23 protein-coding genes, 1 other RNA gene and 1 pseudogene are annotated in these 21,845 nt (G+C 28.7%); 3 read left to right on the top strand and 22 right to left on the bottom strand.

Going from position 1 to position 21,845, the window contains the following annotated elements; translation table 11 throughout:
- Positions 1-112: 112 nt before the first annotated feature.
- The 6 genes and pseudogenes from treP to M4I33_RS09370 form a co-directional block, all read right to left on the bottom strand.
- A pseudogene (gene treP / locus M4I33_RS09395) lies at positions 113-1,534 on the bottom strand (PTS system trehalose-specific EIIBC component).
- A gap of 138 nt (positions 1,535-1,672) precedes the next feature.
- Complete coding sequence (locus tag M4I33_RS09390; RefSeq protein ID WP_257916540.1) at positions 1,673-3,295, bottom strand: alpha-glucosidase; 1,623 nt, start codon at positions 3,293-3,295, stop codon at positions 1,673-1,675.
- A 116-nt stretch (positions 3,296-3,411) separates the two neighbouring features.
- Entirely contained in the window at positions 3,412-4,698 is a 1,287-nt protein-coding gene (locus M4I33_RS09385) for a methyl-accepting chemotaxis protein (RefSeq protein ID WP_257916539.1), read from the bottom strand.
- A 113-nt stretch (positions 4,699-4,811) separates the two neighbouring features.
- Positions 4,812-4,934 (bottom strand): hypothetical protein, encoded by a 123-nt coding sequence (locus M4I33_RS09380; RefSeq protein WP_257916538.1) that lies wholly within the window; start codon positions 4,932-4,934, stop codon positions 4,812-4,814.
- Positions 4,921-5,946: a pyruvate kinase gene (locus tag M4I33_RS09375; RefSeq protein ID WP_257916537.1), complete on the bottom strand. Its 1,026-nt coding sequence runs from the start codon at positions 5,944-5,946 to the stop codon at positions 4,921-4,923. The genes M4I33_RS09380 and M4I33_RS09375 overlap by 14 nt, the downstream gene beginning before the upstream one ends.
- Before the next feature lie 56 nt (positions 5,947-6,002).
- Positions 6,003-6,440 carry a hypothetical protein gene (locus M4I33_RS09370; RefSeq protein WP_257916536.1) on the bottom strand — a complete coding sequence of 146 codons (438 nt, stop codon included), beginning with the start codon at positions 6,438-6,440 and terminating at the stop codon, positions 6,003-6,005.
- Positions 6,441-6,557: 117 nt separating this feature from the next.
- Between M4I33_RS09370 and M4I33_RS09365 the strand changes: the two genes are divergently transcribed.
- The gene (locus tag M4I33_RS09365; protein ID WP_257916535.1) at positions 6,558-7,040 is read left to right on the top strand and encodes a DUF4883 family protein; all 483 of its coding nucleotides are present in this window, start codon (positions 6,558-6,560) and stop codon (positions 7,038-7,040) included.
- Between the two features lie 44 nt (positions 7,041-7,084).
- On the opposite strand, the gene folK is transcribed toward M4I33_RS09365, so the two are convergent.
- The 7 genes from folK to M4I33_RS09330 are packed head-to-tail and all read right to left on the bottom strand — an operon-like array spanning position 7,085 to position 12,456.
- Positions 7,085-7,900, bottom strand: a complete 816-nt coding sequence (folK, locus tag M4I33_RS09360) for a 2-amino-4-hydroxy-6-hydroxymethyldihydropteridine diphosphokinase (RefSeq protein ID WP_257916534.1) — start codon at positions 7,898-7,900, stop codon at positions 7,085-7,087.
- A gap of 10 nt (positions 7,901-7,910) precedes the next feature.
- On the bottom strand, positions 7,911-8,720 hold the full coding sequence (gene folP / locus M4I33_RS09355) for a dihydropteroate synthase (RefSeq protein WP_257916533.1): 810 nt from the start codon (positions 8,718-8,720) through the stop codon (positions 7,911-7,913).
- A 17-nt stretch (positions 8,721-8,737) separates the two neighbouring features.
- Entirely contained in the window at positions 8,738-9,214 is a 477-nt protein-coding gene (locus tag M4I33_RS09350; protein WP_257916532.1) for an HD domain-containing protein, read from the bottom strand.
- A gap of 14 nt (positions 9,215-9,228) precedes the next feature.
- Positions 9,229-9,786: a GTP cyclohydrolase I FolE gene (gene folE / locus M4I33_RS09345; RefSeq protein ID WP_257916531.1), complete on the bottom strand. Its 558-nt coding sequence runs from the start codon at positions 9,784-9,786 to the stop codon at positions 9,229-9,231.
- Positions 9,776-10,543: an aminotransferase class IV gene (locus M4I33_RS09340; RefSeq protein ID WP_257916530.1), complete on the bottom strand. Its 768-nt coding sequence runs from the start codon at positions 10,541-10,543 to the stop codon at positions 9,776-9,778. The genes folE and M4I33_RS09340 overlap by 11 nt, the downstream gene beginning before the upstream one ends.
- Positions 10,540-11,874, bottom strand: a complete 1,335-nt coding sequence (gene pabB, locus M4I33_RS09335; protein WP_257916529.1) for an aminodeoxychorismate synthase component I — start codon at positions 11,872-11,874, stop codon at positions 10,540-10,542. Before pabB ends, M4I33_RS09340 begins: the two co-directional genes overlap by 4 nt.
- Before the next feature lie 9 nt (positions 11,875-11,883).
- A complete protein-coding gene (locus M4I33_RS09330) occupies positions 11,884-12,456 on the bottom strand; it encodes an aminodeoxychorismate/anthranilate synthase component II (RefSeq protein WP_257916528.1) in 573 nt (190 codons plus the stop codon).
- Between the two features lie 140 nt (positions 12,457-12,596).
- Between M4I33_RS09330 and M4I33_RS09325 the strand changes: the two genes are divergently transcribed.
- Positions 12,597-13,424, top strand: coding sequence for a PHP domain-containing protein (locus M4I33_RS09325; RefSeq protein ID WP_257916527.1), 828 nt, complete (start codon positions 12,597-12,599; stop codon positions 13,422-13,424).
- Between the two features lie 33 nt (positions 13,425-13,457).
- Here M4I33_RS09325 and M4I33_RS09320 read toward each other — a convergent pair whose 3' ends face one another.
- The 6 genes from M4I33_RS09320 to M4I33_RS09295 form a co-directional block, all read right to left on the bottom strand.
- Positions 13,458-15,254, bottom strand: a complete 1,797-nt coding sequence (locus M4I33_RS09320; protein ID WP_257916526.1) for an FUSC family protein — start codon at positions 15,252-15,254, stop codon at positions 13,458-13,460.
- 63 nt (positions 15,255-15,317) lie between these two features.
- Positions 15,318-17,090, bottom strand: a complete 1,773-nt coding sequence (locus tag M4I33_RS09315) for an oleate hydratase (RefSeq protein WP_257916525.1) — start codon at positions 17,088-17,090, stop codon at positions 15,318-15,320.
- A gap of 134 nt (positions 17,091-17,224) precedes the next feature.
- Positions 17,225-17,458: a phage holin gene (locus M4I33_RS09310; protein WP_257916524.1), complete on the bottom strand. Its 234-nt coding sequence runs from the start codon at positions 17,456-17,458 to the stop codon at positions 17,225-17,227.
- A 124-nt stretch (positions 17,459-17,582) separates the two neighbouring features.
- The gene (locus M4I33_RS09305; protein ID WP_257916523.1) at positions 17,583-18,968 is read right to left on the bottom strand and encodes an aminopeptidase; all 1,386 of its coding nucleotides are present in this window, start codon (positions 18,966-18,968) and stop codon (positions 17,583-17,585) included.
- Positions 18,969-19,040: 72 nt separating this feature from the next.
- The gene (gene hprK / locus M4I33_RS09300) at positions 19,041-19,958 is read right to left on the bottom strand and encodes an HPr(Ser) kinase/phosphatase (RefSeq protein WP_257916522.1); all 918 of its coding nucleotides are present in this window, start codon (positions 19,956-19,958) and stop codon (positions 19,041-19,043) included.
- 19 nt (positions 19,959-19,977) lie between these two features.
- On the bottom strand, positions 19,978-20,184 hold the full coding sequence (locus tag M4I33_RS09295) for a DUF896 domain-containing protein (RefSeq protein ID WP_257916521.1): 207 nt from the start codon (positions 20,182-20,184) through the stop codon (positions 19,978-19,980).
- Positions 20,185-20,484: 300 nt separating this feature from the next.
- Here M4I33_RS09295 and M4I33_RS09290 point away from each other — a divergent pair, with 300 nt between their 5' ends.
- Positions 20,485-20,691 (top strand): hypothetical protein, encoded by a 207-nt coding sequence (locus M4I33_RS09290; RefSeq protein WP_257916520.1) that lies wholly within the window; start codon positions 20,485-20,487, stop codon positions 20,689-20,691.
- 137 nt (positions 20,692-20,828) lie between these two features.
- Here the strand turns inward: M4I33_RS09290 and ssrS are convergent.
- The 3 genes from ssrS to M4I33_RS09275 all read right to left on the bottom strand — a co-directional run bounded on the left by ssrS (position 20,829) and on the right by M4I33_RS09275 (position 21,744).
- A non-coding RNA gene (gene ssrS / locus M4I33_RS09285) (6S RNA) lies at positions 20,829-21,023 on the bottom strand.
- A gap of 51 nt (positions 21,024-21,074) precedes the next feature.
- Positions 21,075-21,470 carry a hypothetical protein gene (locus M4I33_RS09280; protein WP_257916519.1) on the bottom strand — a complete coding sequence of 132 codons (396 nt, stop codon included), beginning with the start codon at positions 21,468-21,470 and terminating at the stop codon, positions 21,075-21,077.
- A 25-nt stretch (positions 21,471-21,495) separates the two neighbouring features.
- Entirely contained in the window at positions 21,496-21,744 is a 249-nt protein-coding gene (locus tag M4I33_RS09275) for a DUF1292 domain-containing protein (protein ID WP_194189924.1), read from the bottom strand.
- Positions 21,745-21,845: the final 101 nt, after the last annotated feature.

Below are 21,845 nucleotides of genomic sequence, written 5' to 3'. Positions count from 1 at the left end.
ACGTACAAGTATAAGATAATGTTTTTTCTTTATTCTGTCAAGTTAATTTCTTTAAATGCATAAAAGGAGTTATAAAATAACCCCTTTCATTTATTTTTTTATATTAAAGAACTTATTTTGTTCCATACTTAGCTAGCTTTGTTTTTGAAAATACTAATGTAAGTACAAATGGTACTACTATCGCAACTGCCATACATAAAGCGTATGGTAACATGCTAGAACCTCTGATTGATAGGATTGCAGGAAGTCCTCCAACTCAAACTGAGTTTGCAACGACTCCAGTAACCATAGATATAATACCTGCTATTCCTGAACCTGTAAGTCCAGCTATGAATGGGTAGAAGTATTTTAAGTTTATACCAAATATTGCAGGTTCTGTTACCCCAAGGTATGCTGATATGCAAGCTGGTACTGCAACTTGTTTCTCTTCATCATTTTTTCTCTTTAAGTAAATGTATCCTAAAACTGCTGAACCTTGTGCTATATTTGCAAGTGCAACGATTGGCCACATATAAGTTCCCCCAGTTGACGCTATAAGCTGCAAATCTACTGGTAAAAGAGTGTGGTGTAATCCTGTGATTACTAAGATTGGATAGATAAATCCATATATTCCTCCAAATAACCATCCTATTGATGAGTTAAATCCAAATGATACTCCTTGTGCTATAAGGTCTCCTATTTTCCAACCTATAGGCCCTAATACTGTGTGTGCTAATAATACAGCTGGTACTAATGATAAAAATGGTACTATTATCATTTCTATAGATGCTGGTGATACTTTTTTCCAAAATCTTTCTAAGTAAACATATGCAAATCCTACCAAAATAGCTGGAATAACTTGCGCTTGGTAACCTATCATTTCTATTTTAAAGAATCCGAAATCCCAGTATGGAATTTTATCTGCCCCTGCTACTGCATAAGCATTAAGTAATTGTGGTGAAACTAATGTTATACCAAGAACTATACCTAGCATTTGGTTTGCACCCATCTTTTTAGTAACAGACCAAGTGATTCCAACCGGTAAGAAGTGGAATATAGCTTCGCAAATTAACCAAAGAAAACTATTTACCCCATTCCAAAATACTGAAATCTCTGTTAAAGTCATCGTTCCATTTTCAAATAACTTCATCTCACCTATAATATTTCTAAAACCTAAAAGCAAACCACCAACTATAATAGCTGGAATGATTGGTGCAAAGATTTCAGCTAAATTTGCAACTGCTCTTTGAAGAAGGCTCATATTTTTTTTTGAAGCTTCTTTTACAGCTTCTTTGCTTTCTCCCTCTATACCTGTTTGTCCTATAAATTCATTATAAAAAGTTGATACTTCTGGACCTATAATAACTTGAAATTGACCAGCTTGAGTAAACGTACCCTTAACAGATTTTAATTCTTCTATCTTTGAAGCGTCTGCTTTGCTTGGATCTTTTAATACGAATCTCATTCTAGTTACACAATGTGTTAATGTAGCTATATTGTCTCTTCCTCCAATATATTCTACTAAAAGGTTTACATCTTCTTTAAACTTACCCACCTTAAAATACCTCCTCTTAAAAAGTTGTACGTATATCTTATGTTTTAAATATACACTATACGTACAAGTTCTGTCAATCGTTTTCATAAAACTTTTAAAAAAATATTTTTATATAAAAATTAAGGGCATTTCTGCCCTCTACTTTAATCTAAACATAATAGCCTCAAAAGGTCTAAGCTTAAGGGATTTTAATTCCTTGCTAGAATCTTTATAATTACTAATTAGTATTTCTAAATCCCTATACTCTATTCCTTTTAAGTTAAACTCTGTTTCTTCTTCATAAAAGTTTGAAACTACAAGTATCCTATCTCCATTTAATTCTCTTAAATAAGAAAATGTGTTTTTAGACTCTAAATCTAAAGGAGTATAATCACCGTAAATAATAGTTTCGTTTTCTTTTCTTAGTTTTATTAATTTTTTATAGTGATAGAATATAGAATCCTTATCTTCTAAAGCATTTTTAACGTTTATAGTTTTGTAGTTTTCATTAACTTTAAGCCAAGGTTTGTTTTTTGTAAAACCAGCATTTAAAGAATCATCCCACTGCATAGGAGTCCTAGCGTTATCTCTCCCCTTTGCATAGATTGATTCCATTATATCTTCGTGACTATAACCTAAAGCTATTCTCTCTTTATACATATTCTTTATTTCAATATCATCATAATCTTCTATGTCTTTAAATCTTATATTAGTCATCCCGATTTCTTCACCTTGATAAATGTAAGGAGTCCCCCTCATTCCGTGAAGAATAGTTCCAAGCATCTTACTACTTAATACTCGATTTTTTTCAGAATCATCTTTTCCCCACCTTGAAACTATCCTCGGAAGGTCGTGATTATTCCAAAAAAGACTATTCCAACCATTACTCTTTAGTTCTATTTGCCACTTACTTAATACTCTTTTTAAGTCTCTTAAATCTAGCTTTTTAAGGTCCCACTTTCTTTTTCCAGGTATCTTATCTAAACTTATATGTTCAAATTGAAATACCATACTAAGTTCTTTTTCTTCTTCGCTTGAATAAAGCTTTGCTATTTCAGGAGTCGCACCCCAAGTTTCTCCGACTGTTAATAAGTCTTTATCTCCAAAGGTTTCTTTATTCATTTCTTTTAGATACTCATGAAGCTTAGGTCCGTTTTCCTTTATTTCTTTATCTGGAACCTTCCCTATTAAATCTATAACATCTAACCTAAATCCACCTACACCTTTATCTATCCAAAAGTTAATCATATCGTAGATTTCTTTTCTTAGATCTTTATTTTCAAAATTCAAATCAGGTTGTTTTTTACTAAATAGATGAAGATAATACTCGCCACTTTCTTTATGATATTCAAAAGCACTTCCCCCAAAGGTTGACTTTAAACCGTTTGGCTCTTTTCTCCATATATAATAATCTCTATACTTATTATCTTTTGACTTTTTAGCCTCAATAAACCACTTATGCTCATCAGAAGTATGATTTAATACTAAATCCATAAGGATTTTTATTCCTCTTTTTTTACTTTCTAAGATAAGTTCTTCCATATCACCCATACTTCCAAACTCGTCCATTATATCTCTGTAATCACTAATATCATATCCGTTATCATCATTAGGTGATTTATAAACTGGACTTAACCAAACTACATCTATCCCTAATTCTTTTAAGTAATCAAGTTTATCTATAATACCTCTAATATCACCTATTCCATCATTATTAGAATCATTAAAGCTTCTTGGATAAATTTGATATACTACTGAGTTATGCCACCATCTCTTTTTCATAACTTCCCCTCCTTCTTATAAACATATACGTATATGTTTATAAGAGAATGATAACTTTTACAAAAGACTTTGTCAATAAAATGGTAATAAAAAAAAGTGGAAATTACTTTCCACTTTTATTCTTCGATTAATTCTTCCATATCTTTTATTTTAAATACATCTAAGCTTCCGCTCATATCTGATGTAAGAGCTTTTAAGCATTCTGCTGCTCCTGCAACTTCTTGACTTGAAGAATTTAATTCTTCTGAAGATGCTGTAACTTCTTCTGAAGTTGCTGATATTTCTTCTGATATAGCAGAGATATTATCAACTCTTTCTAAGATGCTAGTTTTTTGCTCATTTATCTTATTAAAAGCTTTTACCATAGTTTCGATTTTCGGAATAATATTTCCTATCGAAATAGAAATAGCTTTAAATACTTCGATTGTATTTTGAATAACTACAGTTTGAGAACTTAGTTCTTTATCCATAGAAGCAGTTCTATTTACAAGCCTATCTGTATTAGATAAAATTTCTTTTACAGTTACGCAAATATTTCCTGTAGATTCTTTACTCATCTCTGCAAGTTTTCTTATTTCTTCTGCAACTACAGCAAAGCCTCTTCCAGCGTCTCCAGCTCTTGCAGCTTCTATAGCTGCGTTTAGTGCTAAAAGGTTAGTTTGCTCTGAGATATTATTTATTAAATCTGTCATCCCATTAATCTTTTTGATTTGGTCTGTAGTGTTCCAAATATCATCATTAAATTTATCGAATTCTTTTTTAAAACTATCTAAATTAGAAGTTAAAGCTCCTAGTTCAGTGTTGCTATTTTGAGCTTCTTTATTTATATCTGTTGCCATCTCTTCAACAACTGATATATCTGATTTAACAGTATCTAAATTACTACTAAAGTTAACCATAGATGCTGAAATTTCAGAAAGGTCTGTCGCTTGACTAGTAGTTCCGTTTGCTACATCACCTATTGCAAGAACTATTCCTTCTGTAAGCCTTGAAAGTTCTCCTGCTATGTTTGCAAGTGCTTGAGCATTCATATCTATAGCTTCTGCGTTGAATTTTACGTTGTTCATCATTTTACCTATTGAAACTTGAGTTTCCTTAACTGATGTAAGCATACTTCCAATCTCGCTCTTTTCTTCTAACTTTTTAGAATCAAGTTCGTTTTTGAAATTTCCTTCAGCAAATTTGTGAATCTCATCACCAACTTCTTTAATATCATTTGATACACTATCTGAAACTTTAGAGATTATAAAACACACTATAACAGAGCTTACTATAACCGCTATAAAAAATTCAAGATTCAGATCCCCTACAATTAGCGCTGTTACTACCATAGCGATAATAAAAACAGGCATAAGCGTCTTAATCATTTTACCTTTTAAGGTTTTTAATTTAATTTCATCCATTCAAAGTTCCCCCACTTGTCTTTAATTAAACTTATAGTATAATTATACTTTAAATTTTACTTTTCATCAATAAATTAGCATACCTTTTTAAATTTTGAAGGTATGCTATAATTTTACATTATTACTTTTATTGCATTATAGATAAGTAATATAGTTGATGCCCCTAAAATACTCCAAATAACTCCGTAATAAAGCATCTTCTTATCTTCTAAATTAACTTTACTATCTTCTTTCATAAAATTCCACAAGCTCCTTTAAATATTTTACTGTATTAACTGGCGCTTTACCTATAGATGTCTCTCCTGATAATAAAAAGCCTGATACTCCTTTTTCTATTAGATTGTAAATACCATCAACTTCTGAAAAATCAGGGAGACTTCCTTTTTTCATACTATTTAATATATGAGTTCCTATATATATATCTTTATCTTTATCATATTTTTTAACTTCTTTAATTATTTCGTCTTGATAAATAGGTGCATATTTTATATCACTTTCAGGAACTAAATCTCCTCTTCCAACTACTACTGAATCTATCTTACCTATAAATTCTTTTATATTTTTTGCTCCCTTTGGAGTTTCAACCTTTCCAAAAATCCTTGGATTATAAGAACTGCTATTATTTTTTATATAATCTAAAACTAAATCTATATCATAGCTAGATTCTACAAAGGACTGACAGATTATTTCTATATTATTTTTTATAGCAAAGTTTAACCCTTCTATATCTTTTTCACTAAATGACTTGTCCTCTCTTTTAAACCCTTTAATATTACACCCCTTACCTGCTCTAACTATTCCACCTTTTTGAACCTTTGCAATAACTCCCTTTTTAAAAGAACTTATAACTTGAAATTTCATAGTATCATCTTTCATAGACATCTCATTAAAAGCATTTTCTAAAAGTTCTTTATTGCTTACGTTTAAAGGTATTATTTTTCTTTCACTATTTCTAGCTGCATATCCTTTGTTTTTATAAATATCTTCTCCACAAAATATAACTTCTTCGCCGTTATAAATTTTATATATATACGGAAGTTTATCAGAAACCCTTATCTTACTACCAGATAGATCTATCATGATATGTACATCAGATTTCTCTTCTTTTATCCATTTATATAAATTATCAAATTCTTTAATATTTCCATGTGATGTATTAAATCTAAATATATCTACGCCTAAAGATACTAAATCTTTAACTACCCAATTTTCTTTAGTACTAGGCCCTGTCGTAACTATAAGTTTCATACTCCACCTCCAAATCACAAAAAATTCAATAAAGGCTTCAAAAGGCGAAGCCCTCATTAAATCTTTAAAATACTCTCTATAATCTTTTCATTTAATAATTTTTTATCAAGTCTTGAGTTTTCTGAAACGTAGACTTTAATTATAGAAACTGGGATATTTATATTTTTTATAAGATAATAATTCTCTCCATTTTCTAAACTTATATTTTCTACATTTAATTCTTTTAAATTATCTTTTAAGAATTTTGAAAAATTTTTAGATTCTTCTTTTTCCCCACTATATATCTTTATGCTATCATTTCCTTTTCTTACTTCTACTTTTAAATAAAAATCTAAACTTGAAGTATTTGCAATTATCACTTTTTCAAAAACTTCGTTTCCTATACTCTTTCTAGTTTGCAGATCCATATCTACGATGAATATTCCCTTAGATTTTAAATCTTTTTTAAATGTCTTTAGGATATAATCATCATTTGTGTCTAATCCTATCTTCATTTAATGCCTCCAAGGATTTTTTATTAATACATTATATTCTAAGAGCTAAAAATTGTTCTAAAGGAATTATTTTAAGAATAGTAATTATTGTAGACTAATGTTTTGGAGGTAGTTATTTTGAAAAAAATAACATTATTTTTAATCTGTTTATTAAGCCTTTCTTTTGTAGGTTGTATAAATATCAATCCTAAATATCTAGAATTTAAATCTCAACCTGAAGTTGGATTGTATTCAAATGAGATTATTGAAAAAATAAAAAATAAAGAAGAGTTTTCCTTAGAAGTTTTCGACACAAACTTTTATAAAACTTTCCCTGTAGGTAAAGATGATAACATAATTCTTTATAATTTTTTCAATTCTATAAATAACAAAGATTATGTAGAAGATACAAGAGAGACTAAAAAAGATTTAAGTAATAAAGAAGAGTTTAGACTTATAGTTAAATTCAAAGAAGCTAAATACATAATAAATGTTTTTGATTCTGAATTAATAACTATCCACCCTTGGGATGGAAACTACTCTCCTGATATTATAAATATGAAAAACGTTCCTTTAGGATATAATTTATATGATTTTTGCGATTATATTAGAAAAGATTAAAAAAAAGCGTCACATTAAACTACTTAATGTGACGCTTTAAAATACTATTTTTTAAGGTCTTCTAAAATTCTAAATACACGTTTCTTTAAAAGTGGGTGGATTACATCCCCCCCTATTTGATTTAGAGGAACTAAAACGAATTCGCGCTCTTCCATCCTAGGATGAGGTAAAACTAGATCCTCAAAATCTGTAACTAAGTCATCAAAGAATATTATATCTAAATCAATAATTCTAGGACCCCACTTAATTATTCTTTCTCTTTTCATCTTTTCTTCTATTTTTAAAAGTTCTTTCATAAAATCTCTAGGGTTTAATCTAGTTTTAACTTTTAAAGCACCATTTAAAAACTCTTCTTGGTTCTCGTATCCCCAAGGCTCAGTTTTAATAAAATCAGAGATTTTTAAAACCTTTGTCCCTTCTATAGAATTAATATAATCTATAGCTAAACTTAAATTTTCTTCTTTATTTCCAATATTACTTCCTATTGATAAATACGCTTCGTGCCAGCCTCTATAAATTTCTATTGCAGCATATTTTAAATGCCTATTTATAGGAGCCCAAGGCTTTTTAACCTTTACCTTGCAAGACTTTACTAATTCGTAAGTATCTAATATAAAATTCGCTACTTTTTCTCCAACAGTCTCTATTAAATCTATGCTTTCTAAAGTTACTACTTTTTCAATTCCAAGGCAAAGCTCACCATAATGGACTGACTCTTGTAAGTCTCCGTATCTTCCGGCTTTACTTAAATCAAGACTTAATTCAATATCAAAAATAAACTTTTGACCAAGTACTTTTTCTTCTTTAAACACACCGTGATTTGCAAATATCTCTACGTCTTTTAAATATATTTTATCCATCTTTCTCCCTCTATTTTACTCTTAAAATAGCATCTGTCATAAGACATGCTCTCTTATTTTCTAAAACATCATGAACTCTTACAAATTCACAACCCTTTTGTATTCCGATTACTGTAGTTGCTATAGTTCCTTCTACTCTTTCATCTGTAGGAAGGTCTAGTGCTAGACCTATCATAGACTTTCTTGAAGTTCCAAGTAAAACTGGGTAACCTAAAGCTTTTATTTCTTCTAAATTATTCATTACCTTTAAGTTTTCTTCGTAAGTCTTTTTAAAACCTATTCCTGGGTCTAAGATTATATCTTCTTTTAAAACTCCATTTTCAAGGGCTATATTTATACTTTCAATTAAATCAAACTTTACATCTTTCATAAGGTTTTTATAACCTTCTTCTTTTCTGTTATGCATAAGGATACATTTAGCTTTAAACTTTTTACAAACTTTTGCCATATCTTTATCGTATTTAAAGCCCCATACATCATTTACTATATCAGCACCAGCTTTTAATGCCGCTTCTGCTGTTTTACTTTTATAAGTATCAATAGAAACTGGGATATCAAAATTTTCTTTAATAGCTTTAATAATAGGAACTACTCTCTTTATTTCTTCTTCTTCACTAACATACTCTGCGTTTGGTCTAGTTGACTCACCGCCTACGTCTATAATATCTGCACCTTCTTTAATCATTTCTGAAACTCTTTTTATAGCTTCATCTACTTCGTTGTAATTTCCCCCATCTGAAAAGGAATCTGGCGTAGCATTTAAAATACCCATAACGTATGTTCTCTTATTTAAATCAAACTCTTTATTTCCTATTTTCATATTTTTCCCTCATTTCATTAATATTTAATTATATTATTTTTCTTTTGTGCGCTCCAATAGCATTTTTCATAAGCCTTACAGTTAAAGCAATTTCTAGACTCTTTATCGCTTGTCTTTATAAGCTTTTCTAAACTATTTAGATCTTCTTTTTTTCTGTGACTATCTATAAGATTTAAAATTAATTCCTTTTCTTTTTCTGTATATTCTGTTTCTTTTAAAATATCACTTGCAATAATCACACTTGCCTTTTGGTGTTCAATTCCTTTTGTGTATTCTAAAACTCGTCCTATATCATGAAGAAGTCCAAAAGCATATATTACATCTTTAGATATATCTAAGCCTTTTTCTAAAGCTTTTATATAAGTTATTCTAGACACACTTAAAAAATGCTCTAAATCGTGTTTGCAAAACTCTCTATTTTCTTCTAATTTTTCAAGTAGTTTTAAATTTTCTATATATTTTTCATTTTTTAAGATACTATTTATTTTATCCAAAATCAAATTCACCTCTATTTAATTAAAGATAATGTTTCAAGTCTTAGATCTTTATCTTCTTTAAATGCTCCTCTAAAGGTTGTAGTTATTGTTTTAGTTCCAGGCTTTTTAACGCCTCTCATAGTCATACACATATGCTCACCTTCAACTAAAACTAAAACTCCTTTTGCATCTAAGTATTCATATATAGCATCAGCTATTTCAGCTGTTAGTTTCTCTTGTAATTGTGGCTTTTTTGAATAAGTTTCAACGCATCTTGCAAGCTTTGATAAACCTACAACTCTTCCGTTTGGGATGTATGCTATATGTACTTTACCGTAAAAAGGTACAAAATGATGCTCGCACATAGAATAAAAAGTAATATCCTTTTCTATAACTACATCATCGCTTCCATAAGCCTCAAATGTTTTACTTAATTCTTCTTTAGCATCTTTATTTATCCCACTAAATATTTCTTCATACATTCTAGCTATTCTGTCTGGTGTTTCTAATAGCCCTTCACGGTTTGGATCTTCTCCAATCCCTTCAATTATTAATTTTACACCTTCTAAAATCTTTTCTCTATCTATCATAATTTAAATCCCCTCCGCTTAGCATAATACTACTATTATAAAATTCTTTTATTTTACTTGTAGCTACGCTTTTAAACTCTTTATCACTTATCTTTTTAACTTTCATTATCCCCATTAAGCTGTTAGTTAAGAATACTTCATCCATTTCTAGTAAGTCTTCTTTAGTTATACTCTTTTCTATAATATTATAATTTCTAATTAAAAACTCTCGGACAGTTCCATCTAAAAGTCCGTCACTTATCTTTGGTGTATATATTTTAGAGTCTTTAATACAAAAAATATTAGAAACTGTAGTTTCTGTTACAAATCCTTTTTCATTTAAGAAAATAAAATCATCTAAATCTAAGCTTTTAGCCCGTATCTTTTCTAAGATATTTATAGCATAGTTTGTAGATTTTATATAAGTTAAATATGAGGTTGAATTTCTTAAAACATCTGAAAAATCTAATTTAAAACCTTTTTTAAATGCTTTTTCACCGTAGATATTTTCTCTAGTACTTATTATAATATTTTTTTCTGTAACTAGTATCTTTAGGGCATGATTTTTAAGGTGAATTTTATTTATAAACTCTAAAATTTCTTCCTCTTCTAATTCCTTAAGATTAAGTACTTTAAGCCCATTTTTAAGTCTTCCTAAATGATAGTTTAAAAATATTGGCTTATTTTCTAAAAAATATATAGTTTCAAAAACTCCAATTCCAAAGTTAACTGAAGAATCTACAAAACACTTATCCTCATTAAAAATTATTTTTCTCATTTTAATACTTTCATTAAAGCTACTGCCTTATCTAATGTTTCGATATATTCATCTTCCTCATTAGACTCGTAGGTAACTCCCCCTCCTACTCCAAAATATGCTTTATTATCTCTTTTTAAAATAGTTCTAATTGCTATATTGAAATCGCTGTTTCCTCTAAGGTCAAAGTATCCAATGCATCCTGTATATAGGTTTCTTTTAACACCTTCTAATTCTTCTATAATTTCCATAGCTCTTATTTTAGGAGCGCCAGTTATAGAACCTCCTGGGAAACACTCTCTCATACAATCAACGGCTGTATTTTCTTTTTTTAGTTTACCTTCTATAGTTGAAACTAAATGAAATACTGTTTGGTATTCCTCTATCTTAAATAGTTCTGTTACCTTAACAGAGTTATTTTCGCAAACTTTACTTAAATCGTTTCTCTCTAAATCTACTATCATTAAAAGCTCTGATTTATCTTTTTCACTATTTATAAGCTCTAATTTATTTTTAGCATCTTCTTTTTCATTCTTTCCTCTAGGTCTTGTACCTTTTATAGGTCTTGTAGAAACTAAATTATCTTTTATTTTAATAAATCTCTCTGGAGAAGAACTTATAATTTGAAAATCTTCGTAATTTATAAATGCTGAAAAAGGAGCTTTATTTATTTCTCTTAAATCTTCATATAGGGCAAATGAATCTTTATTTGAAGTGCAATAATATCTTTGAGTCATATTTGCAATATAAATATCTCCGTTTTCTATGTAATTTCTCATTTTCTTTACAGCTTTAATATATTCCTCTTTAGAAAAGTTTGAAATAAATTCAGTGTTTTTATTTCTTATAGTTTTTTCCCTTAAAGTTTTTAAGGGTTTAAAAAGATTTATTTTCTTTATAATTTCTTCTATATTACTATCTTTTTCGGTTTCATACAAATCTGTTATATAAACTTTATTTAATTTTAAATCGAAAATAATAATGTTTTTGTATAGATTAAACCTCATAAGTGGAATTTTAAAATCTTCTTTTGAAGTATCTTTAATAACTTCTAATTTTCTTCCCATATCATATGAAATATATCCTATAAATCCACCTACAAAAGGAATATCACTTTTTATATCTAATTTATATTCTTTTATTTTTTTATTTAAAAGATCAAATCCATCTTCTTTAGAGTCTTCTAAAATCTCTATCTTTTCTATAGGATTAATTCCTATAAAAGAATATTTAGATAGTTTTTTATCTTCCTTAGAACTATCTAAAAAAACTGCATCTTTAGTATCTTTAAAAATACTAAAGATTTCAAAAGGATATAATTTAGTATCTATCTCTTTTATCTTTAAATTCATAACGTCCCCCTATAAATTGCATATATCTATAAAATTCTTTAAAACATCATACCCAAACTCTGTAAGTTCTGCTTCTGGGTGATATTGCACTCCGTAAATAGGTAAAGTCTTATGTTTAACTCCCATAATAGCGCCGTCTTCACTTTTTGCAGTTATTTTTAATTCTTTACTTATTGTGCTTTCATCTATAACTAGGGAGTGATATCTAGTTACCTTAAATTCTTTTTTAATTCCTTTAAAGATACCATCTTCATCTGTTGTTATTTTAGTTATTTTACCGTGCATAGGTCTAACCCCTTTTACTATATCGCATTTAAAATATTCTCCAATACTTTGGTGACCTAAACAAATCCCTAAAATAGGCATTTTTTCTTTGAATTTATCTATAATTTCTAACACATTCCCGGCTTCCTTTGGACTTTTTGGTCCTGGAGAAATTATTATTCCCTTAGGGTTTAATGCGTTTATAGTATTTTCATCTATTACATCGTTTCTAAAAACTTTAATTTCTTCTCCTAATTCCTCAAAATATCTTACTAAATTATATACAAATGAATCATAATTATCGATCATTATTAACATTTTCTACATCATTCCTTATTTTTCTATAATTTTTTTAATCTTTATGCTAAAATACAAGTGTACATATAATATGTAAATTATATCATAGCTTATAATTTTATTCTTAAAAAATTATCTAAGCTTGAAGGGAGATTTAAGCATTGCATAAAGTAGATTTTCATCTTCATACAACTGCATCTGACGGATTACTTACTCCTTCAGAAGTTGTAAAAAGAGCTGTTAAAAATAATGTATCACATATTGCTATAACTGACCACGACACAGTGTTTGGAATAGAGGAAGCTTTAAATGAAGCTAAAAAACATAATATAGTAGTTATACCTGGAATAGAGTTTTCAACTTATCATAATAACGAAAATATCCACGTACTTGGATATTTTAAAGATGATAGTTATAAAGCTAAAGAGGTTGTATCTTATATAAATAATCTTAAAGAAATGAGATTTAATAGAGCTTTAGAGATGGTAAAAAGATTAAAAGAACATTTTAACATCGAAATAAGCGTTGATAATTTAATCAAAAGAAGTAAAGGGGTTGTAGGTAGACCTCATATAGCACAAGAGATAATAGATTCAGGCTATGATTACTCTTGGGAATACATCTTTGATAACTTTATAGGAAACGATAGCCCTGCATTTATTCCTGCAAACAGAATTTCAACAGAAGATGGAGTAAAACTTTTAAAGAGCTTTAACTGCGTTGTATCTTTAGCACACCCAGTTTTAATTAAAAAGTCTCCTCTTTCAGATTTTTCTAATATGGGATTTGATGCTATAGAAGCTATTTATTTCTTAAACACTAAAGAAGAAGAAGAGTCACTTAAAGCTTTTGCAAAAGAAAATAACTTACTAACATCTTGCGGTTCAGACTGCCATGGTAAGTTTGAAACTGATAAAAAGCACGGTGATATCGGTGATAAAGAAATGACAGATGAAGAATTTAATAGTTTTATTTCTTTATTTAAATAAAAGCTATGGGAGAAAACTTTTCTCCCATAGCTTTTAAATTTCTTCTACTTTTAATTTTGCAATTTTGTATATATCTTCTTCTATCTCTTTATATAATATATTTTTAAAATAATCATCCTTATCTATAGTTTTAATTCTATTTAATCTAAAGATAAATGCTTCATTTACAGATATTCTAGTATGACAAAGCTTAAATACTTTATATTTTCTGCTTCCCTTTGTTATATTATTTAAATAATCTATCATTAAAGTATTATCTAGCATAATATCTCTTATCTCTTTACTTTCTTTTAAATCCCCTTTCTTTAAAAGATTAAATAATAACTCGTCATTTCTTCTAATTTTTTCTAAAACCTTTTTAAACTCATTACTAAACTTATAAGGTTTAATAATAACTGTAGAAAGAAGTCCAAGTAATACACCAATAACTATATAAAATATTTTATTATATATAACAGAAATTGATGGGTCACTAAGTTCGCTAATCCCAATTGAGATTATAGTTGCAAATGACATCATCTTATCGTAATTTTTCATTAAAGTTAATAAGTATATAGCTAAAATTATAATCAAAAGCTTACCTTCTTTAACTTCTAAAAATTTATATAAAACTACATATAATAAAGCACCAAAAACAGTTCCTTTTATTTTCATAAAAGATTTGAATAAAGTATTCTTTGAATCAACTTGTATAACAGCAAAAGCTGATAATACCAAACATACTGTAGAACTATTATCTAATATAGTTCCTAAAAAGTATGTAAAAGTTATTGCAAGAGTCATCCTTAAATTAAAATAAAAGCTCTCATTTTTTTCTTTATAAAAATTATTAACTCTATTTCTGATCTTTTCAAAATTAAAAATATCAGAAATTGCCATTTTAAATGAAGTTCTCTTGCTATCAGTTATAAAAATATATCTATCTATAGTTATCTTTATAAACTCAATAATTCCACTTAGAATCTTTTTATCATATACATCAGTATCCTTTAGTTCGTCATTTATATTATTTAATTCGTGAATACATTCTTCTATGCTAAGTTTTTTATTTAAATACTTAGATAAAACTTCTAGTACATCATTTACGTTTCCCATAAACTTATCTACACTTATGCAAACCTTTTTATCGTAATTTATTTTTTGTAGCATCATATTTATCTTTTCAATAACTGTTATAAAGTCCATAATGCATTTATCTTTTTGAGTTAAGGAATTTTCACGTGCTCTTGTATTATTTATTAAATTATTTAAATGAACTATTTTATTATCTAGCTTTTCATTTAAATCTTTAATATCTCCATCTGTTTTAATATCCTCTATCTTTTTAATAATTATATTTATAATATCTTTTAAAAGATTAAGCTTAATATCCTTATAGCTTGTCTTAAATACATATAACTTTGTAAATATAATAAATCCTACACAAAATACTACTCCAAGAAGTCTAATTGGAAATCCATTTATACTTGTTTTAAATACTAACATATAGACATAAATTAAGACAAATGTATTATAATATCCTTTATCTAAAGTACATAAATTTAAAGCCCCAATAAAGAAAATAGTTATTAAATTTATAAAAATACTTAAATAAACATTTATACTTGCAATTTCAGCCATAACCGTAATTATTAAAAATCCAGACATAAGTTTAATTAACTCACTTTTGGGCGAAATTGTAAAATCATCTTTTGATAACTTTGAAATTGAAAGAATTGCAACTATGGAAAGTGCCACGTTTTGCATTCCAAACAAAAGATACGTAAGTCCTATCACTAAAATATACACGATTGTTAAAAATGCACTTCTTAAATACTTATTATTTTTCATCTCTCTCCTTCTTTCTTAAGGCTTTAATAAAGGCCGCATAAAAAAACATGCGACCTTTAATCCTTATTTTCTATAAGCTGTTAAAAGAGCTTTTTTAAGAACCTTTGGATCCTTTTTATATTCAGTCACAGGACAAATATCTTTTAAATCTAATCCTAATAGTTTATAAACAGCAGTTCTAGCTGCACGAACTGAATACTCTTCTGTAAATACCATATCTTCTGGAATTTCTACAAATTGGCTAACTAAAGCAAAGTTTGTAGAACCATCAGGCACAACTTTAGGTCTATCACTGTATTTACGAGGTTCAAATTGTGAGTCTATATATGGCATCATACAAGGTATAACATTTATAACACTATCCATTATTTCATCCATATGTTCTTCAAGATGTAAATGATAGATTAATTCTTCAAGCATTTCTCTACCTGTACAGTTTCTCATAGGTTTTTTAACGTAATCACCTAATTTATCTGTATATAAACCATATCCCCAGAATATTGTAGTATCCATAGGTTGGTTTACAAAGTGTGGTTGAGCCGCTACAACTATACTCATTAGCCAGTTAGAATCTTTAAATGTCATTAAAGCTCCACTTCCTGGAATGTTACCTGAGAACTTTTCTATAAGTTTTAGCATCTTATCACCTTTCATAGTGACAGTAAAGCTTTCCCAGTTAGTTTCTTCTGGGTGATTGAAAAAGGGCTCTGGATTACCTAAACCTTTTTTCTTTTTACTTATCTTTCTCCAAAGTTCAGCTGAAATAGGGTTATCTGGATTAAAGCTAGCTTTAGTATCTAAATCTCCAAGTGTAGCTGAATCTGTCATACAACCATTTGTAACTATACAGATATCTCTATCCTTTAAATCTATAACTTTTTCTTCTCCATCTTCTTTAACGTGAATTCTAGATACTGTAATTCCATCTCCTTCTTTAAAATCAATATCAGTTACTACTGTATTTGTTCTAAAGTCTACTGAGAAAGTATCTAAATGTGCTTTAAGTGGTCTTATTAATGAATCGTATTGATTATAAGGTGACCTTGTTACCCCTTCTAAAGTTTCTATTCTAGAGAACTCTAAAATCATACGCCCCATATATCTTCTAAATTCAAAAAGGCTAGACCATTTTTGGAATGCAAATGTTGTTTGCCACATATACCAAAAATTAGTTTGGAAGAAATGAGGCATATCTTTAAAATAATCTTCTATTGTTAAGCCATCTAATTTCTTTTCATCCATCATCATTAATTTTCCAAGGGCTAATCTTTCTTTATTATTAAATCCCATAGATCTAACGTTTAGTATGTTTCCGTCTTTATCAACTAAACGTGCTTGTGCGTGAGTTGGGTGAAGGTGATCAAAATTTAATATTTCTTCTGTAACGCTCATACCTGGCATATCTAATGAAGGTATGCTTTTAAATAGTTCCCAGAAGTTTTCATAAGTTTCTTCGTTTAGCATTCTTCCGCCTCTGCAAACAAAGCCAGCTTCAGGAACTCCTATTCCGTCATTACTACCTCCTAAAATATCCATCCCTTCTAGTATATGAATATTCTCACCCTTAAAATTACAATCTCTTATTAAATAAGTGGCACCAGCTAAAGAACCAAGTCCACCTCCTACAAAATACGCGTGTCTATCATCATTTCTTATAGTTTCATAACTTTTTACTTTTGATTTTTCTTCCTTTTCTTTAATCTTCTTTCTTGTAAGTGCTACAGCAACTGCACAAGTTCCTACAGCCCCTGCAGCTATTAAAGCTTTTTTCTTCTTATTATTTCCTTTTCCTTTTTTACTATTAAAAACTAATTTCTTTCTATTACATTTTTTCATAGAATTCACTACCTTTCAAACTTAATAGTTTATATAGTTTTATTATAACCATCCTTTTTGAAATATTTGTTAATAAATAAGGGGTAAATATGTAAATTTTAAAGCCTGCAAAAAATATTTGCAGGCTAAAAAGATTATTCTTTATCTTTTGGTTCTTCTAAAGCTTTAACTTCTCCGTCACCATACCATTTACTTTCAGTTGTTGGGTTATTTAAAATACCTGCCATTACTAAAATAGATAGTATTGCATTTATTATTTCTTGATAGTTTTCTGGTAAAACTTTTAATCCAAAGCCTTGTAAAACCATTGGAATTAAAGCTGCTATAGAAACCCATAAACCATAATTTTTAAAACGACTCATATCCATAAGGAGTTCCTCCTAATTTTTTATACTATAATATATGAGTTTGCCTTTAAAATTTCTATAGTTTATTTATTATATATAAAATAAAAAACTATCACACAAAATTAATTATGCGATAGTTTAAATCTTATGCTTCTTTTAAGAAAGCTACATATCCTTTTTTAGTTTCAAATATATCAGCTTTTGAAGTTATTTCCCAAGGAGAGTGCATATTTAATACTGCAACTCCGCAGTCTATAACTTCCATATTGTATTGAGCTAAGATGTATGCGATAGTTCCACCGCCCCCTTGGTCAACTTTACCAAGTTCTGCAGTTTGGTAAGATACATCATGCTTTTCCATATGGTTTCTAAGTTCAGCTATATATTCAGCATTTGCATCATTGCAACCTGATTTTCCTCTAGCACCTGTGTATTTATTAAATACTATACCTTTTCCAAAGTAGGCTGAATTTTTCTTTTCCATAACTGAAGGATAGTTAGGGTCAAATGCAGCACTTACATCTGATGATAACATTTTTGAGTTTGTTAAACATCTTCTAAGTTTTAAATCATTATAACCTTCTTTAAGTTCTATAACTTCTGCTACTATGTTTTCAAAGAATTTTGATTCCATACCAGTAGCACCGATACTTCCAACTTCTTCTTTATCTACTAGAAGGCAACAACAAGTTTTATCTATATTTTCTATTTCAAACATTGCCATTAATGAAGCGTATGAACAAACTCTATCGTCTTGTCCGTAAGCCATAACCATACTTCTATCTAATCCGTAATCTCTAGCACGACCAGCTGGTACTACTTCTATTTCAGCAGATAAGAAATCTTCTTCTTCAAAATCATATTTATCTTTTAATAATTTTAAGATATTTTCTTTAACTGCATCTTTTTCTTTTCCTTTAAGAGGCATACGTCCAATTAAAACATTAAGGTCTTCACCTTCGATTACTTTAGCGCCTTTTTTATCCATTTGATCTGCTGCTAAGTGAATTAAAAGATCTGAAATACCAACTACAGGGTCCTCTTCGTCTTCTCCGATTACTATATCTATCTTAGTTCCATCTTTTTTAACTACGATACCGTGAAGTGCTAAAGGCAGAGTAACCCATTGATACTTTTTAACTCCACCGTAATAATGAGTATCTAAAAATGCTAGTTCTGTATCTTCGTATAGAGGATTTTGTTTTAAATCTAATCTAGGTGAATCTACGTGTGCACCTAATATTTTTAAACCTTTTTCTATATCTTCTTTTCCAATGATAAATAAAGCTAAAGCTTTACCCATATTATTTGCATAAACCTTATCTCCGGCTTGTAATTTTTCACCTTTATTTATCATTTCATTTAAATCTTTATACCCATTTTTTTCAGCTATTTTAATAGCTTCAATTACACACTCTCTTTCAGTTTTGCATTTAGACATAAAATCTTTATATCCATTACAAAAATCAAAAACTTCTTTCATCTCTTTTTCATCATATTTGTTCCAAGCATTATCAGTAAATCTTGCCATATTAATGACCTCCCTTTTAAGTTTTATGTTATTTTAAAATATAGATGAAGCAAAAAGCCTCATCTATATAAATTAAAGTCTACTATCACTAACTTCCTTTATTCTGCTTTCAATAATATCTACTGGTGTTTCATTTGACATTAAAGAATATCTATAGTTTACAGCTGCAGCTTCAACTATAACAGCTATATTTCTACCTGGTCTGATTGGTACAGTTAATTTTCTAACAGGAACTCCTAAAATATCCATACATTCGATATTTGTTCCTAATCTATCGTAGTCCCCATCATTTTTCCAGTGTTCAAAATGCATTACTAATTTAATATTCTTTCTTTGAAGAACTGAACTTAAACCGTATAGAGCAGATACATCTATAATACCTATTCCTCTAACTTCAAGCATACCTATAGTTATTCTAGGAGATGAACCTATTAAATCACCATCTATTTCTCTAATATCAACAGCGTCGTCTGTTACAAGTCTATGTCCTCTTTTTATAAGTTCTAGTGCAACTTCGCTTTTACCGATTCCACTTTCACCTGTAATTAAGATACCTATCCCGTAAACGTCTACTAAAACTCCATGTAATCTAGTTTCAGGTGCTAATTTATCAGACATATAGATAGTCATCTTACTTATGAATTTAGTAGTAACTAAATTACTTCTAAGTACCCAAATATTTTTTTGAGTTGCGTATTTTATAAGTTCTTCGTGAGGTTCTAATCCTCTAGTAATTATTAAACATTTCATATCAAAACTGAAATATTTTTTTAATCTCTTTTCTCTAAGTTCCTTTTGCATATCATCTAGGAAGCTCCACTCAGCTTTACCTATTACTTGAAGTCTTTCTGGTGCAAAATAGTTATAAAACCCTGATAACTGTAATCCTGGTCTATTAATATCACTTACATTTATCACTTCTTCGTCTTTTCCAGAAACTAATACTTCAAGTTCGAAATCTTTTATAAGCTTTTTGACACTTACCGCCATACCAATCACCCTTTATATATTAATCTTTTTTTATTTCAACTTGTTCTAATTGAGCTCTTAAATTTTTCTTTACGTTATCTAAATATCTTCTTCTTAATCCATCTCTAAATTTAATTTCTTCTTCTGTTAATTCTCTTTGTTTTTTTAAGGCAGAAAACTCGTTTATCTTTTCTGTTACTTCTTCTATTGTCATATTTTTTATATTATTAACATCTAAATTATTCATCACTTTAATCTCCTTAACTTTAGTTATATAATATATTTTACCTTTATTTCTTTAAGTTATCAACTAATAGAGTGATAGAGTGATTCAAAGTTAATTTATTATTTATTTTTTATATTTTTTGACAACCTAAACATTTATCTTTTCCTTTTCGACAGAAAATTTTTGTTATTATGTTTTTTATAGTTTTTTATGATATATATTTGTCATATCTTGGAAAACGATATTAATTTACAATAAGCTATATTATGTTATAAAATGACTATACAAGGTGAGAGAAATGTAGAATGTGAGGTGCGTTTGATGACAATTAAGAAATTAAAAAGAAAAATCAGTTTTCGTAAAAAACTACTAAACCTTTTAACAAGATGCTTATCCCCAACAAATAAGTTTGTTGTATATGTTTCACAAGATTTAGACAAATTTATTTCAATGCATCAAAAATTTATCTATAATAGACACAGCAGAAGAAAAGGACTAGTTACAGCTGCTAGAAGAATCGCAGCTTAATCTTTAGTTTATATAAAAAATCTAGGTGTAGCAAACTATCCCACTAGTAACTGCTACACCTTTTTTAACTTTAGAACATAAATTATATCTAAAAATAACAAACCCCTCTTAATAAATTAAGAGGGGTTAAAGTCATTTAAGATCCCAACATGCCGTTAGCTTATATATTCAAAACCTGCTCCTCGCAGGTGGGTCAAACTCATAATATACTTCTGCCTTCCCTTGTCAAAACTGAAGCTAAGCTTAGGGCCTGACATGAATATTACTTTTGCTAGTCCCGAATATACTATGTAGGTTGAATATGATAAGCCTTGCGCACATCTCAGGATTTCTATGCCTTTATTATAACACTTCTCTATTAGAATGCAAGGACATTTTTAAAACTAAAGGTAATCGTTTAAAAGTTCTCCTAAATCTCCTATATATTCTTCTTTAGCACAAGCTAACACAAATCTAATATATTTGTTTTCGTTAGAGTCTATTGAAGATTCTTCTATTTTCCATTCTAATTCAAACTCCTCCATAGCTTCTTCAACTATAGCTTCGCTGTTATCTTTAGCTATATCTAGAAGGTAGGGAATATACCACTCTCTTTTCCACTCAATCGAATCTTCTTCTGCATCACTTTCTTCGTTTGCATAAGCTCTTGCAGCTTTTAATTCATCAATATCAAAATCATAAAAGAATTCTATCACAGAGTGATCGCTCTCAGATAATATTTCTGATACTTCTGTAAGTCCGTTTTCTTCAAGCATTATAACTATTCCTGATATATTCATTATTAACCATCCCCTCTTTTTATTATTAGTAAATTAAATTTTTATATTCTTTTTTTACAGCTAAAAATTCTTTATCGTCTTCAACTATATTATACTCTTCTAAATCATTAACTTTGTCTATTCTAAATATTAAAATTTCTTCTGTATTTCCTTCTACAGGAGATAATAGTAAGTATTCTTTATCCTTTTCTTCTAAGTAAACTTTAGCTATAGCCTCAAAGTCTATTTTATTTCCTTCTTCATCTCTAAAAGACATTATTTCTTTTTCTTCCATTTTAAATTCTCCTTTTTTTAAATATATCTAATAAAACAAGAGCCGATTCCTTATGTTCGCCTATTTTACTTTTTAGTTCCTCCTCACTTCCTAGGGGAACT

Source organism: Clostridium sp. LY3-2, assembly GCF_024705715.1.
Taxonomy (GTDB): domain Bacteria; phylum Bacillota; class Clostridia; order Clostridiales; family Clostridiaceae; genus Clostridium.
This window is presented reverse-complemented; position numbering and strand designations above follow the sequence as displayed.